The sequence below is a fragment of the Vibrio ruber DSM 16370 genome (assembly GCF_900163965.1).
Taxonomy (GTDB): domain Bacteria; phylum Pseudomonadota; class Gammaproteobacteria; order Enterobacterales; family Vibrionaceae; genus Vibrio; species Vibrio ruber.
In genome coordinates this window covers 73,050-87,724 of sequence record NZ_FULE01000027.1, presented here as the reverse complement: position 1 = coordinate 87,724, position 14,675 = coordinate 73,050, and the positions used below count along the sequence as shown (strand labels likewise).

The 14,675-nt window shown below is 46.2% G+C and carries 17 protein-coding genes; 8 read left to right on the top strand and 9 right to left on the bottom strand.

What is annotated here, in order from left to right:
• Nucleotides 1–23 precede the first annotated feature (23 nt).
• Entirely contained in the window at nt 24–1,397 is a 1,374-nt protein-coding gene (locus VR7878_RS09920) for an MATE family efflux transporter (RefSeq protein ID WP_496477893.1), read from the bottom strand.
• A gap of 211 nt (nt 1,398–1,608) precedes the next feature.
• Between VR7878_RS09920 and VR7878_RS09915 the strand changes: the two genes are divergently transcribed.
• The 3 genes from VR7878_RS09915 to VR7878_RS09905 all read left to right on the top strand — a co-directional run bounded on the left by VR7878_RS09915 (nt 1,609) and on the right by VR7878_RS09905 (nt 4,145).
• Nucleotides 1,609–3,036: a DUF2867 domain-containing protein gene (locus VR7878_RS09915; protein WP_077335750.1), complete on the top strand. Its 1,428-nt coding sequence runs from the start codon at nt 1,609–1,611 to the stop codon at nt 3,034–3,036.
• 313 nt (nt 3,037–3,349) lie between these two features.
• A complete protein-coding gene (locus tag VR7878_RS09910) occupies nt 3,350–3,691 on the top strand; it encodes a hypothetical protein (protein ID WP_139344069.1) in 342 nt (113 codons plus the stop codon).
• Entirely contained in the window at nt 3,657–4,145 is a 489-nt protein-coding gene (locus tag VR7878_RS09905) for a hypothetical protein (protein WP_139344068.1), read from the top strand. The genes VR7878_RS09910 and VR7878_RS09905 overlap by 35 nt, the downstream gene beginning before the upstream one ends.
• A gap of 110 nt (nt 4,146–4,255) precedes the next feature.
• On the opposite strand, the gene VR7878_RS09900 is transcribed toward VR7878_RS09905, so the two are convergent.
• The 5 genes from VR7878_RS09900 to rsuA form a co-directional block, all read right to left on the bottom strand.
• On the bottom strand, nt 4,256–4,855 hold the full coding sequence (locus tag VR7878_RS09900) for an isochorismatase family protein (protein WP_077335744.1): 600 nt from the start codon (nt 4,853–4,855) through the stop codon (nt 4,256–4,258).
• Between the two features lie 117 nt (nt 4,856–4,972).
• The gene (locus VR7878_RS09895; protein WP_077335742.1) at nt 4,973–5,839 is read right to left on the bottom strand and encodes a LysR family transcriptional regulator; all 867 of its coding nucleotides are present in this window, start codon (nt 5,837–5,839) and stop codon (nt 4,973–4,975) included.
• 84 nt (nt 5,840–5,923) lie between these two features.
• Nucleotides 5,924–6,589: a DUF2913 family protein gene (locus VR7878_RS09890; RefSeq protein WP_205409446.1), complete on the bottom strand. Its 666-nt coding sequence runs from the start codon at nt 6,587–6,589 to the stop codon at nt 5,924–5,926.
• On the bottom strand, nt 6,586–7,803 hold the full coding sequence (locus VR7878_RS09885) for a Bcr/CflA family multidrug efflux MFS transporter (protein WP_077335738.1): 1,218 nt from the start codon (nt 7,801–7,803) through the stop codon (nt 6,586–6,588). Before VR7878_RS09885 ends, VR7878_RS09890 begins: the two co-directional genes overlap by 4 nt.
• 71 nt (nt 7,804–7,874) lie before the next feature.
• Nucleotides 7,875–8,588 carry a 16S rRNA pseudouridine(516) synthase RsuA gene (gene rsuA, locus VR7878_RS09880; RefSeq protein WP_077335736.1) on the bottom strand — a complete coding sequence of 238 codons (714 nt, stop codon included), beginning with the start codon at nt 8,586–8,588 and terminating at the stop codon, nt 7,875–7,877.
• Nucleotides 8,589–8,677: 89 nt separating this feature from the next.
• Between rsuA and radD the strand changes: the two genes are divergently transcribed.
• The 4 genes from radD to VR7878_RS09865 all read left to right on the top strand — a co-directional run bounded on the left by radD (nt 8,678) and on the right by VR7878_RS09865 (nt 11,906).
• Nucleotides 8,678–10,423 carry a DNA repair helicase RadD gene (gene radD / locus VR7878_RS09875; protein ID WP_077335734.1) on the top strand — a complete coding sequence of 582 codons (1,746 nt, stop codon included), beginning with the start codon at nt 8,678–8,680 and terminating at the stop codon, nt 10,421–10,423.
• A gap of 142 nt (nt 10,424–10,565) precedes the next feature.
• Nucleotides 10,566–10,844, top strand: coding sequence for a 50S ribosomal protein L25 (gene rplY, locus VR7878_RS09870; RefSeq protein ID WP_077335733.1), 279 nt, complete (start codon nt 10,566–10,568; stop codon nt 10,842–10,844).
• A gap of 473 nt (nt 10,845–11,317) precedes the next feature.
• Nucleotides 11,318–11,464: a hypothetical protein gene (locus tag VR7878_RS21080; protein ID WP_159440450.1), complete on the top strand. Its 147-nt coding sequence runs from the start codon at nt 11,318–11,320 to the stop codon at nt 11,462–11,464.
• Nucleotides 11,465–11,681: 217 nt separating this feature from the next.
• Nucleotides 11,682–11,906 (top strand): hypothetical protein, encoded by a 225-nt coding sequence (locus VR7878_RS09865; protein WP_077335731.1) that lies wholly within the window; start codon nt 11,682–11,684, stop codon nt 11,904–11,906.
• A 46-nt stretch (nt 11,907–11,952) separates the two neighbouring features.
• Here the strand turns inward: VR7878_RS09865 and VR7878_RS09860 are convergent, their stop codons facing one another.
• A complete protein-coding gene (locus VR7878_RS09860; protein ID WP_077335729.1) occupies nt 11,953–12,204 on the bottom strand; it encodes a DUF1289 domain-containing protein in 252 nt (83 codons plus the stop codon).
• Between the two features lie 289 nt (nt 12,205–12,493).
• On the opposite strand from VR7878_RS09860, the gene VR7878_RS09855 reads away from it, so the two are divergent.
• Nucleotides 12,494–12,937, top strand: coding sequence for an META domain-containing protein (locus VR7878_RS09855; RefSeq protein WP_077335727.1), 444 nt, complete (start codon nt 12,494–12,496; stop codon nt 12,935–12,937).
• Nucleotides 12,938–12,976: 39 nt separating this feature from the next.
• Here VR7878_RS09855 and VR7878_RS09850 read toward each other — a convergent pair whose 3' ends face one another.
• Together VR7878_RS09850 and VR7878_RS09845 are read right to left on the bottom strand one after the other, a co-directional pair.
• Nucleotides 12,977–13,909, bottom strand: a complete 933-nt coding sequence (locus tag VR7878_RS09850; RefSeq protein WP_077335725.1) for a class I SAM-dependent methyltransferase — start codon at nt 13,907–13,909, stop codon at nt 12,977–12,979.
• Nucleotides 13,910–13,916: 7 nt separating this feature from the next.
• Entirely contained in the window at nt 13,917–14,615 is a 699-nt protein-coding gene (locus tag VR7878_RS09845; RefSeq protein WP_077335794.1) for a TIGR01621 family pseudouridine synthase, read from the bottom strand.
• Nucleotides 14,616–14,675 lie beyond the last annotated feature (60 nt).

Here is a 14,675-nt window from a genome sequence, read left to right as displayed (position 1 = left end):
GAGAAAGTAGTTTGCAGTCTCATTCACATATCCGAATCTATCAGATTTCTCATCCATTTCTTACTCCGTATCCGTGGAATCGAGCCAATCCATTTCACGCATTCCTCCGTCAGAAAAGCCAGATAGACCCACTCCGGCGGTGCATGAAACATAACAGCGACGATGGCCGTTACCGGAATCCCAATCACCCACTGGGCACATATATCCTGATACAGACAGAATTTTACATCCCCGCCGGCACGCAGCACACCGACAATTGCAGACATCGGAAAGGAACGTAACACAATGCCAATACTCAGAATCGCAATGAACTTTTCAGCCAGTGCCCGAGTCTCCGGGGTTAACGCAGAAAATGCATCCAATATCGGGGTTTGCAGCAAATACAACAAGAAAGCGATAACGATACTGGCAAAGACACACAAAATCGTCAATGCAATCGCCTGCTCGTAGGTTTTCTCATATTCTTTCGCGCCCAGTTGATTGCCGACCAATACCGCTGCGGCGCTGGAAATACCGATCATAAAACTGAGCGAAATCGATTCCACCGGTGTCATCACCGATAAAGCAGCCAGCCCCTGCACCCCACTCAACCCCATAATGGCATGATAAACAAACAACCCGCCCGACCAGATCAAAAAGTTAAAAGTGGTTGGCAATGAGAGCTGTAAAAAGCGCTTCACTTTGCGCAAATTCACCGCGGCAACCACGTCATACCACCCAAACGCCAACAAATGCTGTTTTCGATAAAGGTAACCATACAAAGTTACAATTTCGATCACACCACTGAGAACTGTCGCAATCGCTGCCCCAACAATCCCCATCGCCGGTAACCCGAAGTGGCCGAAAATCAAAATCCAGTTCAACACCACATTCGAACCGATCCCAATAGCACTGAAGAAAGTGCTGATCCCCGGTTTATGCATTGCCCGCAACCCGACGGCCATACTACTGCCCATCGCCACAGCATACATACTGACCGACGTAATCTGTAGGTATTCGCTTCCGAAACGAATGACATCTGGCGAATCGGTCGCCACCGCCATCACCGATTCCGAGAACAGCAGAAACAGTAACACGGTGATGGTGGCAAAAAACATTGAGATCAGACAAGTTAACGCGGTACTTTCGCGAACCCCCTGCTTATTCACGGCTCCCCAATATTGAGCCGTGAGCAACGCCCCGCCGGTTGTTACACCAACCAGCATAATTGTCGAGACAAATGTCGCTCTGGCAGCGACACCAACCGCAGCAATCTCCGCTTCGCCCAGTTGTCCCAGCATAATGACATCAACCAACCCCCGGCTGGAAAATAAAATATTCTGCACAGCAATAGGGATTGCTATCGCAATCAACTGACGCACAAAATTGCCCCGAATCGAGGAAAGAATCGTGATAATCTTAGACAAAAACGTATTAACTCCAGTGATAGGATCATCTCGCTAAGCCGATGGTGACTCAGGAGAATTTACAGACTCAAAAAGACTGAAAAACGGTTTGAGTATATCATGAGCCAGTGACACCCCAAAACGGATTCTGTATGCTAATCACGATTCATATCAGTAAACTGAATTATCACATTTGCCACCACCCACGACTTATGGATTATTTATGAAAAATGTACTCGTCCTCGGTGCATCCGGCTACATCGGCTCACAACTTGTGCCCCATCTGCTGGCACAAGGTTACACCGTCACAGCCGCGACGCGTGATGTTGAGTCATTAAAGGCCCGTCTGGAACCTCACTCTAACCTTAAGCTCGCATATCTTGATTTAGCCGACTCAGACGCGACACAGGCACTGATTCCCCACTTTGATCTGGTCTATTTTCTCGTTCATGGTATGGCTTATGGCGGTGATTTCTTCGATTACGAGTTACAGTTAGCAGAGAATTTCAGACAAGCGGCAGAGCACAGTCAGATTGAGCACATAATTTATCTCAGTGCCATTCAGCCGGAATCGGGGCACTCTGAACATCTCAAAGCCAGAAAAATGACCGGAGAGTGCCTGCGTCGGCTTTCGATCCCGATCACTGAACTACGTGCCGGTGTCGTAATTGGTCCCGGCTCCGCTGCCTTTGAAATTATGCGTGACTTTGTCTACAACCTGCCGATCCTCATTACCCCAAAATGGGTCGATTCAAAAGCCAATCCGATCGCGCTGGAAAACCTGAATTATTATTTACTGCGTTTTGCAGAGTCCTCCCCGACCGGACATCAGTTATTTGAAATCGGTGGCCCGGAAGTGCTCAGCTATCGCGAGCAATTCAAAATTATTTGCCAGATGGCCGACCAACCTTTCCGTCTCTGGTCAACCCGTTTACTGACGCCCCAAATTGCATCTTACTGGCTTGGCATGATTACTTCAGTGCCCAGCAGTATTGGTAAAGCATTACTGGCCGGTCTGACCCATGACTATGTGGCCGATAACCGCGCGATCACCGAGCTTTACCCCCAAAAGTTACTCAGCTACAGCGACGCTGTGCAGCAAACTATTGCCCGGGAAGGACGTTTTGTCCGGAGTCAGGTTTGGGGATTCGACCCACATGCACTCAATCGCTGGCAGCCGGGTTATGGCTATTATCCCAAGCAGGCTGGCGCAACATGTCAAACCACAGCAACAACCGAACAACTCTGGGCGGTGATTCAGCGCATAGGCCAACGGCCGGAAGGTTATTTTTTCGCCGATAGCTTATGGCGAACCCGGGAATGGCTCGACTTTTTTTTCGGCGGTGGCAAACCAGTCAGAAAAGCCCCGCAAGGCGACCAGCTGAAGGTCGGTGATTATATTGATTCGTGGAAGGTGATTCGCTGCGAGCCGGGGCAGTTTCTCTCGCTGCTATTCGGCATGAAAGCCCCGGGACTCGGCCGACTGGAGTGTTCAATCACGGATGAAGGCACCCACCGCACCTTAGACATCCGGGCATGGTGGCACCCACAAGGATTTTACGGCCTGCTCTATTGGTTCGTGATGATGCCGGCGCACCTGTTTATTTTCAAAGGCATGGTCAAGCGTATTTGCAGGAAGGCGGAGCGGTAGTCAATATCGGGTGTTGAGAATTCGCTACACCCGACTTAAGACTCTTGTGATCCTTTTACTTCAGCAAGATTTAAAGGCGGTAGCTCTCCTCGGAATGAGGATGTTGCACGGCTCAAAAGTCCGTCGCAAAAGAAAAAATGACATACCAGAATGACAAAGCCCCCCGTATTGGAGTTTTTACTATCAATATAGGCATTTTTCTAGGGGAAGGTCTCATTGTATAGCGATTGCAAAAATAAGGAAAAACGATGATTAGATTCTATTGATTAGTACGTGGTAGCATAAGTCATTGCTGGCTGAATAGACTTATCAAATGAAATATGATTTTTGTACTATCCGTGATTACCGCCCTTCAACAAGAACTATTGATGCTATAAAAGAAATGAATAGCACGATTAATATGTCTAAATATTTAGCTAGTGTTGTTTCTGTAACACCAGTATTTGCAATACTTGTTGGACGAGGGCCAATCAGTGGCGGTACAGTATCGACAGCTTGGAATTTTTACAATTATAACTGGGATGATCTGAGAGATGGCCTTGCCGGAATTCCCGCTTTGGAAAGAGAAACACTAGAAAAGATAGCTTTGAATGAAACTATGTATCAGATGGGAAAGGATTATGAATTTTGGAAATGTATTTACAATGCCATTTAAGATATTGTTACTAATTGCTTTTTCTGGTGCCGCCTGCGCTAATATTATTCAAACCAAAGAAAGTCTTGAATCTCAATTACAGCAGCAGTATGAAAGCTTGAATATGAGAATAGAGGTTTGCAATACATATAAATCACGCAAGATCCAAATTACAGATAAGTGGCTTCTTAGCCAAACAAAGCAAGTTCAGCGGATCGTTATTGGTGAATTATATAAGAACGCAATGAATTTGTGTTATCGACAAGAAGAGCGTGAATATGTAGAGACTTTAGTTAAATTAGCAGCAATCGGTGATAAAAAGGAACTGAACCGATATCTCAACTTGAAGGGTAAAGATACCATCGATAAAAGAGGCCTGGAAATATTAAATCAGCAACATGTGAATATCTCTGAACTAGAGCGTCTCTCTAAGCTTGTAAAATATCAAATCCCATTTTATCCAATTATAGATTAAAGTCCCTACAACAAAACCCGCCAGTGATAGCGTTTTTTACAGAGCCAATAACAAAAACCTGCCCGATTAAAAATGCAGGTCTTTTGAATTCAGACTCATTCTGAACCGATTTAGATCAAATTGGTCAGAGACTGAATTGAAGCATAACGGTCGCGCAACGCGGCCATTGCTACCGAGTGAACCAGATGCTCATTGATTGGATTACCTTGCTGATCCGGTAACGGGCGCGAGGCGCAGGCGTCTTCACAAACAATTACATCGTAACCTAATTCTACGGCTTTAATGGTTGTCGCCGTGACACACATATGACTCATAAAACCGGCGATGATCAATTGTTGACGGCCAGTTTGTGCCAATAATGCCTCAAGTTCTGTCTTAAAGAATGAATTCGGCAGGGTTTTATGGATGACGGTTTCATTGGCTGTTGGTTGGACTGCATCAATCGCATCAGACAAACGAGACTCACAGTTAAATACCGGGGAAGCCGCACTCGCTTTATGTAAGATATGGAAAACCGGTGCAGACTGAGTCCGGGCTGTCTCAAGCAATGCTTTGGCCTTTCCCAGAGCCGTCACACCGGCTTCATTTAAAGACAAGATCCCATCAACATACTCATTTTGATAATCGACGAAAAGAACAATAGCATTGCTCCAATCAATTTGATGCTCCGGAAGTCCGGCAATATTGCGCAGTGTATTGAGTTTAGCCATATTTGTTTCTCCTGTTAAAACAATGGCTATTATACCGACCCGGCAATGTGAGTTAATTGCTATTGATGCAGGTGAGATGTGCAAAAATGAATGTGGACTTCAAATAAGATTTCGATTTCAGGACTCGCCTTGTAGCTCAGTGTGGAAAATTTTAACCAGTTCTTCCATGACGAGTTTTTTTGCGGTTGATGACATGGTTTTTTTAGTGGTTAACAGCCAGACTTCCCGCGTAATCGCTATCTCTGGTTTGACTGTAGATAAGGGGCTCGAACGCAATGCTATCTTCGGTAGTAAAGCAATGCCATAACCATGTTCGGCAGCTTTTCTTTGTGCGGCAACCGTATCGGTTTGGATCTTGATCGACTTCGTACCGAATCGGTCAATCAGATATTGGCATTCTGGCAGATGACCAAGCTCAGCCGTATAGGTGATGATATTGACAGGCTCATGATTGCGCAGTCGTTCTATCCAATCATCGGTTCCGGACAATACAAACTCGACTTCACCCAATTTTTTGCAGATTGATTCTCCTGTTTCGGGAAGCTCCATCCTTAATGCAATATCAGCTTCCTGTTTGGCAATATTCACATTTCGACTGGACGTATCCATTTCAAAGCGCAGTTCAGGAAAACGAGTGTGCAGATGTTGCAGTTTTTCGATGACCAACTGTTCGGCCAAAAACGGCACCATTGAGATCTTAATATTTTGGTTAAACAGTGTATCAGGCGAAAGTGATTCAGACAGGTTGTTAATATTATCTCTCAGGCTGATGGTACGCTCATATAATAGTTTCCCTTCAATGGTGGGTAAAAAACCATCACCGGTACGATTGAACAGTTTCAACTTTAAAGCGTCTTCCAGCCGATCAATACGTCTTGATACCGTCGCATAATTGACGTTTAACTGATGTGCTGCGGTATTGACCTTACCCGCCTCATAAAGTGCCAGAAAATACTTCAGATCATCCCAGTTGATATTGTTCATTTTCTATTCCGCACGGCACGAATGCCTTCATGAATACCATGATGATTATAAACATAACAATGCTGCTTCCCTGCGCACATTGACTCAGTCAACCTGAAATCCGAGGGGGATTTCTGCCAATTGTTTTCCGCGATTGCCCGGATAGATCCAATACTCGCCATGGTACTTTACATTAGATTTATAATCGGTTTGTTTATGAACCATAAAGCCAGCTTGCCATGCCAGCTCAACAAACTGAGCATGATTCCCCCGCACAAAGAAACTCATCGGTTGAGTCAGGAGCGAACCATCAAAACAAGCTTCACACTGTTGTGCACAAAGCGCTAACGAATTGGGGCTTGCCGTGAATAGCTGCACTTTACCGCAGCCGATCAGCGGCTCTGAAGTGGAGATCTCCCACCCTGCTTCGGTCATCGTATCCAGAAATAGCTCAATCTGTTGGTCGGTAATTGGCTGCTCGGCTGACGCATCCGGAGCGAAGAAAAAACGGTAATACGCGGATATCCGCTGAAATACCCGTTCCAGCGCAGCATCGTTTCCCTGAGAACGTCCGGCTTTCTGCCAGCGCGTCAGGTCATCACCGACACAGCGGTGAAAACGTTGCTGTTTCAAAGCATTGGTTACCCAGCGAATCAGAAAATGATTATTAGCCACGGGCGCATTGACCAGTTGACCGCGTTGATGGGCTTGCGCTAATTCTGCCAGTGCCGTATTCACCAGACACTGAATTTCATCATGATAAGTCATTATGCGCTCCTTGAGGTTTTTTCAGACACCCAGTAACTCACCCCAGATAAGACAGAACAAACTGCCATACTGAACACCATCGGCCAGACCGCATCTCCGGGCATTGCCGCAACTATTATCCCGACAACCGAGCCGACACCAAACCGAAAAGTACCAGCCAATGAAGAGACGGTACCAGCCATATGCGGATAACCACTCATCAGCAGCCCCATCGCATTACTTCCGATAGTCGAAATCATTCCGATAAACAGCACGACAAACGGCACGGTTCCCCACAATCCCCAGTCACAGAACCAACCGACTAACAGGCCAAGACCGGCCACAAACTGCATGAATAACCCGAAACGGAGCATGGTGATCGAGCCAACCTTTTTGACAAAGCGACTGTTCACACTGGTCATCAACATGATTCCCAGAATATTAAGGCCGAACAGATAACCGAATTTGTCCGGGCTTACGCCGTAAATATCAACATAGACAAACGAACCTGCCGTCAAGAAAGAGAACATCCCGGCAAAAGAGAATCCGCCACAAAGCATCAGGCCAAGTGATCGGGTTGACTGACATAACTGCCAATAGTTTTTCAGCGTCTGCTTCAGATTCAATGGCTGCCGATTTTCCTCTTTTAAGGTTTCGGGAATCTTCCATAACACCATCAAAATAACGAGCCCCGCAAAACCGGTCAGTACCCAGAAAATCGAGCGCCAGCCAAATAAAACGGCCAGATGTCCGCCCAGCATCGGAGCAACTAACGGTGCCAGCGTGATAACCAGCGTAATAAAGGACATGGCCTTGGCAAAATTTTCCTGATTAAACATGTCGCGCACCACTGCTTGAATCACCACCGCAGCGGCAGCCCCGGCGAATCCCTGAGCGGCACGGATATAAGTCAGCGCTTCAATATCGTTGACACTGGCGCAGACCACCGAGCACAGACCGAATAAGACAATACCAAGTAACATAACCGGACGACGACCATAGCTATCTGAGAACGGGCCTTGAATCAGTTGTCCCACGGTAAATCCGATCGTGTAGGCCGTTAAGGTCATCTGGACAGAACCGGCACTCACACCTAAATCCCGGGCAATCACAGGCATCGCCGGCAGGTACATATCAATCGCTAATGGTGTAATCGCACCAATTGCACCTAAAATAATAAAAAGTAATAAGTCCATCCGCGGAGAACTGTCATGGCTTAATGCGTGTCCGGTACTCATAAATCTCCTGTTTCGGTTATTGCCACTGTTCAGATGAACAGATCGTATTCATCAACATATACATACACCAACTAATCATCGGCAGAGTGATTTTCCCAGACAGACTGCACTTCAGCCTCAGTCAGATAACGCGACTCACCCGGTGCCAGCGTCTCATCAAGACGGATTTGTCCGACTTGCTCCCGGTGAAGCCCGATGACTTTGTTACCGGTTGCAGCAAACATACGTTTCACCTGATGATATTTGCCTTCATAGATTTTCAGGCGCGCTTCCTTTTCACCGAGAATTTCAAGTTGTGCCGGTAATGTCAGTTCCCGCTCGTTGCGAAGTTGAATGCCCTGTGCAAATTGGGCAACGGCATCTTCAGCAATCGGGTCAGCCAGCCACACGCGATAGATTTTGGCACATTGATGCTTGGGGGAAGTAATACGATGAGACCACTGACCATCATCAGTAATCAATACCAGTCCGGTGGTATCGACATCCAACCGACCGGCAAAATGCAAATGCTTCAAATGAGGCTCATCAAGCAACATAAAAGCCGTTTCATTAAAACCATCTTCGTGAGAACACACATAACCTTCAGGCTTATACAGCATGATATATTTTGGCCCGTGCAACTGTATCAGTTGGTCCTGCCAAGTCACCTCATCTGCTGCGGTCAGTTTCAGCGCGCCACTTTTTTGAACCTGTTCATTGACACAAATGTCACCCTGTTTGATGACTTTTGTGGCTTCTTTACGCGTGATGCCCAAAGCATCACATAAAAATTTATCCAGACGCATGCGTACCTCATGATATTGAAGTGCGCTATTATAGCCACCAATCAGCCATTAGTTGAGCAGTTTCACATTTTTCTTAAATAATTAAATCTATGTATACACTTCGTCCTTATCAAAGTGATGCTGTCAAAGCAGTCATCCATTACTTTCGTCATCACCATACCCCGGCGGTGATTGTTCTGCCGACCGGCGCAGGAAAAAGCCTTGTCATTGCCGAACTGGCCCGGCTGGCGAAAGGACGGGTGCTGGTGCTGGCACATGTCAAAGAGTTAGTCGAGCAAAATCACGAAAAATATGAAGGGTACGGACTCAACGGCGCGATCTTTTCTGCCGGACTGGGCAGAAAAGAGACCGATCAACAAGTTGTGTTTGCCTCGGTGCAATCCGTATCTCGTCACCTAGCGGCATTTAGTCATCAGTTTTCGTTGCTCGTCATCGATGAATGCCATCGCGTCCCGGATAATCAAGACAGTAGCTATCAGAAAGTCATTGCACATCTTCAGGCCAATAATCCCGGAATTAAAATTCTGGGCTTAACCGCAACCCCTTACCGGCTCGGCATGGGCTGGATCTATCAATACCATACCCGTGGACAGGTACGCAGTGAACAACCCCGTTTCTTCCGGGATTGTATTTTTGAGTTGCCGATCCATTACTTATTAGATGAAGGATTTTTAACGCCTGCAAAATTGATTGATGCCCCCATACTCAGTTATGACTTTTCGCAGGTCAAGCCGATGTCAACCGGGGTGTATAAAACCTCGGAGCTGGACAAGGTCATTTCTCAGGCCAAACGCGCTACTCCACAGATTATTGCACAGGTCATTCAGCAAGCCGCACACCGTCAGGGCGTGATGATCTTTGCTGCAACCGTTCATCATGCCCGAGAAATCTATGCACTGCTGCCCGAATCAGAGACAGCGATTATCACCGGGGAAACACCGTCCCAGGAGCGAGATCAGCTCATCCGGCAATTTAAACAACGCCAGTTGAAATATATGGTCAACGTCTCCGTTCTCACTACGGGATTTGATGCCCCTCATGTGGATCTGATCGCCATTCTGCGCCCGACCGAATCAGTCAGTCTGTATCAGCAAATTATCGGCCGGGGGTTGCGTCTTTCATCCAACAAGCAAGATTGTCTGATCCTCGACTATGCCGGAAATCAATACGATCTCGAACAACCTGAGATTGGTGAGCCCAAGCCCGACAGTCAAAGTGAGATTGTTACCGTTCCCTGCCCCGCATGTGGTTTTAACAATAACTTTTGGGGCAAGTTAGATGGCGGCGGATTTCTGATCGAACATTACGGGCGACGTTGTCAGGGTTACTTTACGGATGAAGACACGCAAGAGCGTCATCATTGTGGTTATCGTTTCCGGGCAAAATATTGTCATGAATGCGGAGCCGACAATGATATTGCCGCCCGCCTCTGTCATGAGTGCCAGACCATACTGGTCGATCCGGATAAGAAACTGAAAGAAGCACTCAATTTGAAAGATGCCTTAGTCTTCGAATGCCTGAATATGGAGATCAACCTCCATAAAGACACTCAGGGGAAGAACCAGCTTAAAATCACTTATCACGGCGAAAATCAGGCTCAGGTTCATGAATTTTGGCCTTTAACCACCCCAAAACAGAAACGGCTGTTTCAACAACGCTTCGTCAGACCGCATCTGGCCGATAAACACCGGCCATTTCACGAATCATCGCCTAGTCGTGTGGTCGCCCACCAACATCGTTTTCGGTTGCCGCAATTTGTGATTGCCAGAAAATCGGGGCGTTTCTGGAAACTGAGAGACAAGATTTTTGCCGATGAACTGAGCCAAAAACCTTAGACCACAAGATACTTATTGCCCACGAAGGCAGAGAATGGTAGTATCCGCGCTCGTTTCGCTATCTATGTGAAACGGAATTTGTCTGGCAAGGTCGCATTGCCGGACTTTACGAAACCATTTACTAATTTTGAGAGTAAATAATATGAAATTTGAAGCAGTCGTACGTACTGAACTAGGTAAAGGTGCGAGCCGCCGCCTACGTCATGCTGGTGAATTCCCGGCTATCGTTTACGGTGGTGATGCAGCCCCTGTATCTATCGCACTAAACCATGATGATGTCATCAACCAAATGGACAAGCCTGAATTCTACGAAGCAATCACTCTTGTGATTGACGGCGCAGAAGTCAAGGTAAAACCACAAGATGTACAACGTCACGTGTTTAAGCCAAAAGTAACACACATGGACTTTATCCGTATCTAATTCTCTTGAGAGTTAGCCGGAGTAATCCAGCACCTTTTGCATAACAGATTAATCGGCCTTACCAACCGTAATATCTACAATTCAGAAACCCCGATGGCTACCAAACATCGGGGTTTCGCTTTTTTGTTCATCCCCGCCACCTTAAGCAATGATAATAAGTAAGCAACTTGTTATGAAACGTTAAAAAAATGTACAAAAAATTGCAACTCACTTCCCAGACCGGATATATTTTGTTCGAAATGATTCGGAGACCCACCACACTTCTCTTATACTCGCAGCTAGTCATCAAACACAACATAACGTCCACAGGTATAACAAACACAAAAATAAAATAATAACCAAGCGGTGAATCGCTAAAACAGATAATAGCTCCGGTTCATTCTGCTTCAGGTCTCTAACAACGGTAAGTTTGGCTAACGTATGAGCAATGCTCTCGTTAGCCTTTTTATTTTTTACCTTAAGGGGATTTGCAGATGAATACTGAAGCACAAGCGCAAAAACAAATTATCGCTAGCCTGAAAGCTATCGGAGATAATTTTCTGAAAGCCAGCAAACACCTACGTCACGCAGAGAAAAGCTACCGCGAGGCTTCTGAAAAGATTCAGTCAGCAACACGCTAATTTGATCTGATACGACAAATCATCACGACTGCCCGGAGAGATAGTCCTGCGACTATCTCTTTTTTTTACTTCCATCACTCAGGGAGCGCGGATATTCAATCCCGCAGCAAGTATTTCTTGCCCAAGATCAAAAATGCTAGAGAACTGAATCAATGCATGTTGACGAAGCAACCCAAAATGGCTATTTTTTGTACAACATTCATTCACAGGAGGTCACATGAAACACTCAAGTTCAACCTATCGACTCAACATGATTAAGGAGGTCGCCCTAAAACAGCAACACAGCCCATCTGGTGATCCGATGGCAAACTACATCCATCATCTACTCCATGAACAACCTCACAATGAAAAAAAAGCAGATGGTAACCGTCATTTTACGGGCAACCATTTTGATGAGCAGGTCGGTGGCTGGGTCAGTGATCGCTGGCACAGCAAAAAGTGATTAAAAGCTGCTCATATCATGCACCATATCCATCTAAAGACATGCGTTAAAATAGATCTCGCTGCGGCGTATCCGGGCTGTGCTTATCTTTGTCACCAGCTGTTTGTTTTTTAGCCATTTTTCGCCGATAACGCATTTTGCACAATTGAATCACATGGAGCTTCTCTGCCGGGGCCATTTCCAACCAACGGAAACGCTCATCCCGATTTCTCATGCAGCCCCGACAATAGCCTTTCTCATCCACTTCACACACACGGATACAAGGGCTGGGAATATCAAAAAACTCGAGTTGTTCCATGTCTTATAATCCAAAATCTGGTGTGATATCGATTGTTTCATTCAATATAGCATTTGTCTGGAACGTATTTTCGTTCCGTTATTGCTCTGCGATGATTGAAATATCAAAATCCTTCTTTACAATCCTGTTGGGAGTTGGTTTACTTCGCCACACTCTATTTGCATCACAATCAGTCACATCGACTCAGACAAAGGTTAACGGATATATTCTCTGTGTATCCAGATTGGGTGTAGATCGATATGCAAAAAGCATAACAACGTCACAATTTTAACAATCAAAGGTTGGTTATATGAAGCTTAGTTCAAAGGCTATTGCCACAACAGTAACATTCGCAGCTTTCTTGGCTGGTTTGGCAGGATGCGCGAGTAAAGATAAGCCAATTCAGTTGTCTGAACTGCAAACGCCTCAGTGGCACCTGATTGAACTGGATGGCAAAGCTTTGGAACAGAAAGGGAAAAAAACGCCATCTCTAAATGTAGATGAAAAACTGACAGCAACCGGTCTGGCTGGTTGTAATGATTATGTGGGTGAAGTCGAAATCGATGTGGATGACCATGAATTCAGGCTCACTCATGTGAACTCAACCATGAAGTTATGTCTGAAAAATGAAATGGCTCTCAATAACACCATTATATCTGCGCTCTCCGAATGGAATCGCATTGACATTGACAAGAACAAACTGACCTTAAAAGGTGAAAAACATACTCTGGTTTTTCAGGCTCAGAATCAATAACAGCACATGCCCGGTGGCCGTCCACCGGGCATATTCTGCTTAATGGAATACCAGAGCCTTCAAGCCTGACTCGGGATCAACATCAGCAAATTCAGGCGGATTCTCTAAACGATGGCTTAAGGTCAGTGCCGGCGCTTCCTCTCGCATACTCTGAATCAGAAAATCACTGGGAACCATCGGTGCATTGACGCAAGCGAGTACCTGTCCCCCTTCTGCTAACCAATCATTCAAACGCCTTAAAATTTTGCGGTAGTCTTTGGTTAGCGCGAAACTGCCTTTCTGAAAAGTCGGCGGATCAATCACAATCAAATCATACGGGCCATACTTTTTAATTTTCCCCCATGACTTCAATAAATCATGAGCCAGAAAATAGACAGAACTGACATCATGTTGATTGAGCAGATGATTATCCCGTCCTTTTGCCAGTGAAGATTTTGCCATATCAAGATTCACAACCTGAGTGGCACCACCGGCAACGGCAGCGACAGAAAACCCACAAGTATAAGCAAACAGGTTCAAAACTTTCTTACCGGCTGCCTGCTCTCTCACCCAACGTCGCCCGTAGCGCATATCGAGGAACAGACCACAATTCTGATTGCGGCCGATGTCCAGTTGATATTTCAAGCCATCCTCGCTCGCAACCGGATGCGATATCAGCGTTCCCCACAGCACTTCAGCGGGTGCACCTTGCGCATAACGATGCTGGAGCACAATACTTTTTCCGCCACACTGTTGCCAACAATGATGTTGGGTCAGATCCTGTAGCCCTTGGCGTAACTGATGCATAAAATGTTCATCCGGGGCTTTAAAAAGGCTGATTACCAGTTGCTGCGCCAGCCAGTCTGCCGTAAGTTGCTCCAGCCCCGGCCAGCATCGCCCCCGGCCATGAAATAACCGTCTGATTTCAGAGTAGCCAGGCTGAAGCTGTTGCTCAAGGTGTTGAAAAAAGACCGTTAATTGATTGCTATCCATCATAAATTCAAGGCTTTCTTTTAATGTTAGGCCAGTCGAGTGACCACGGTTCAGACCACATTTCGATACCGTGGACAATGGCAGACTCATGCCATTTCTCACCGATGACATCATGTCTCGGATCACAGATAAACCGATGCCACTCACCGGCATACGGAAATGCTAAAGCATAAGCATGTAAATAACCCCGATCAGCATCATGGCTATTGTGATAAATGGGATCACCAACAATCGCAGAACCAATTGATTTCAATGCAACTCGGATTTGGTGGGTTTTCCCTGTCAAGGGGCGACAAATAAACAAGCGCTCCCCTTGCTCTGCAGCCGTTGAAAAAAACTGCGTTATTGCCGGATTAGTCTGCGTAGTCGTCAGCATCCATCCGGAACGGCGAGAACGAACCATATCACCACAAATCATCCCCTGCTTCTTTTTCGGCTTTTTACTTCCAATCGCCAGATAGTATTTCTCAACCATCCGCTCGGCAAAGCAGGCCGATAATGCCCGGGCAGCATCAGCAGAACGAGCCAACAGCAGCAGCCCTGATGTCATCTTGTCCAGTCGGTGTACCAGATAAAGCGGCTCGCCTCCCAATTGACGGCTTACCTCATGTACCAGCATGGTGTCGCCATCATCTTTATGCACCGAAACACCGGGATACTTGTCGATTAACACAAAGTCTGAATGCACAAATAATATACGAAACACGGTATCCTCCACATCAGGCGGTGGAGTATAGAGGGAAAGCCCGAAAAACAAAACCGCCAC

Bases quoted from the DNA above. Each gene is read 5' to 3' on its own strand.
- VR7878_RS09915 (WP_077335750.1), top strand. From the start codon at position 1,609: ATGAAAAATGTACTCGTCCTCGGTGCATCCGGCTACATCGGCTCACAA.
- VR7878_RS09910 (WP_139344069.1), top strand. From the start codon at position 3,350: ATGAAATATGATTTTTGTACTATCCGTGATTACCGCCCTTCAACAAGA.
- VR7878_RS09905 (WP_139344068.1), top strand. From the start codon at position 3,657: ATGAATTTTGGAAATGTATTTACAATGCCATTTAAGATATTGTTACTA.
- VR7878_RS09900 (WP_077335744.1), bottom strand. From the start codon at position 4,855: ATGGCTAAACTCAATACACTGCGCAATATTGCCGGACTTCCGGAGCAT.
- VR7878_RS09895 (WP_077335742.1), bottom strand. From the start codon at position 5,839: ATGAACAATATCAACTGGGATGATCTGAAGTATTTTCTGGCACTTTAT.
- VR7878_RS09885 (WP_077335738.1), bottom strand. From the start codon at position 7,803: ATGAGTACCGGACACGCATTAAGCCATGACAGTTCTCCGCGGATGGAC.
- rsuA (WP_077335736.1), bottom strand. From the start codon at position 8,588: ATGCGTCTGGATAAATTTTTATGTGATGCTTTGGGCATCACGCGTAAA.
- radD (WP_077335734.1), top strand. From the start codon at position 8,678: ATGTATACACTTCGTCCTTATCAAAGTGATGCTGTCAAAGCAGTCATC.
- rplY (WP_077335733.1), top strand. From the start codon at position 10,566: ATGAAATTTGAAGCAGTCGTACGTACTGAACTAGGTAAAGGTGCGAGC.
- VR7878_RS21080 (WP_159440450.1), top strand. From the start codon at position 11,318: ATGAATACTGAAGCACAAGCGCAAAAACAAATTATCGCTAGCCTGAAA.
- VR7878_RS09865 (WP_077335731.1), top strand. From the start codon at position 11,682: ATGAAACACTCAAGTTCAACCTATCGACTCAACATGATTAAGGAGGTC.
- VR7878_RS09860 (WP_077335729.1), bottom strand. From the start codon at position 12,204: ATGGAACAACTCGAGTTTTTTGATATTCCCAGCCCTTGTATCCGTGTG.
- VR7878_RS09855 (WP_077335727.1), top strand. From the start codon at position 12,494: ATGAAGCTTAGTTCAAAGGCTATTGCCACAACAGTAACATTCGCAGCT.
- VR7878_RS09850 (WP_077335725.1), bottom strand. From the start codon at position 13,909: ATGGATAGCAATCAATTAACGGTCTTTTTTCAACACCTTGAGCAACAG.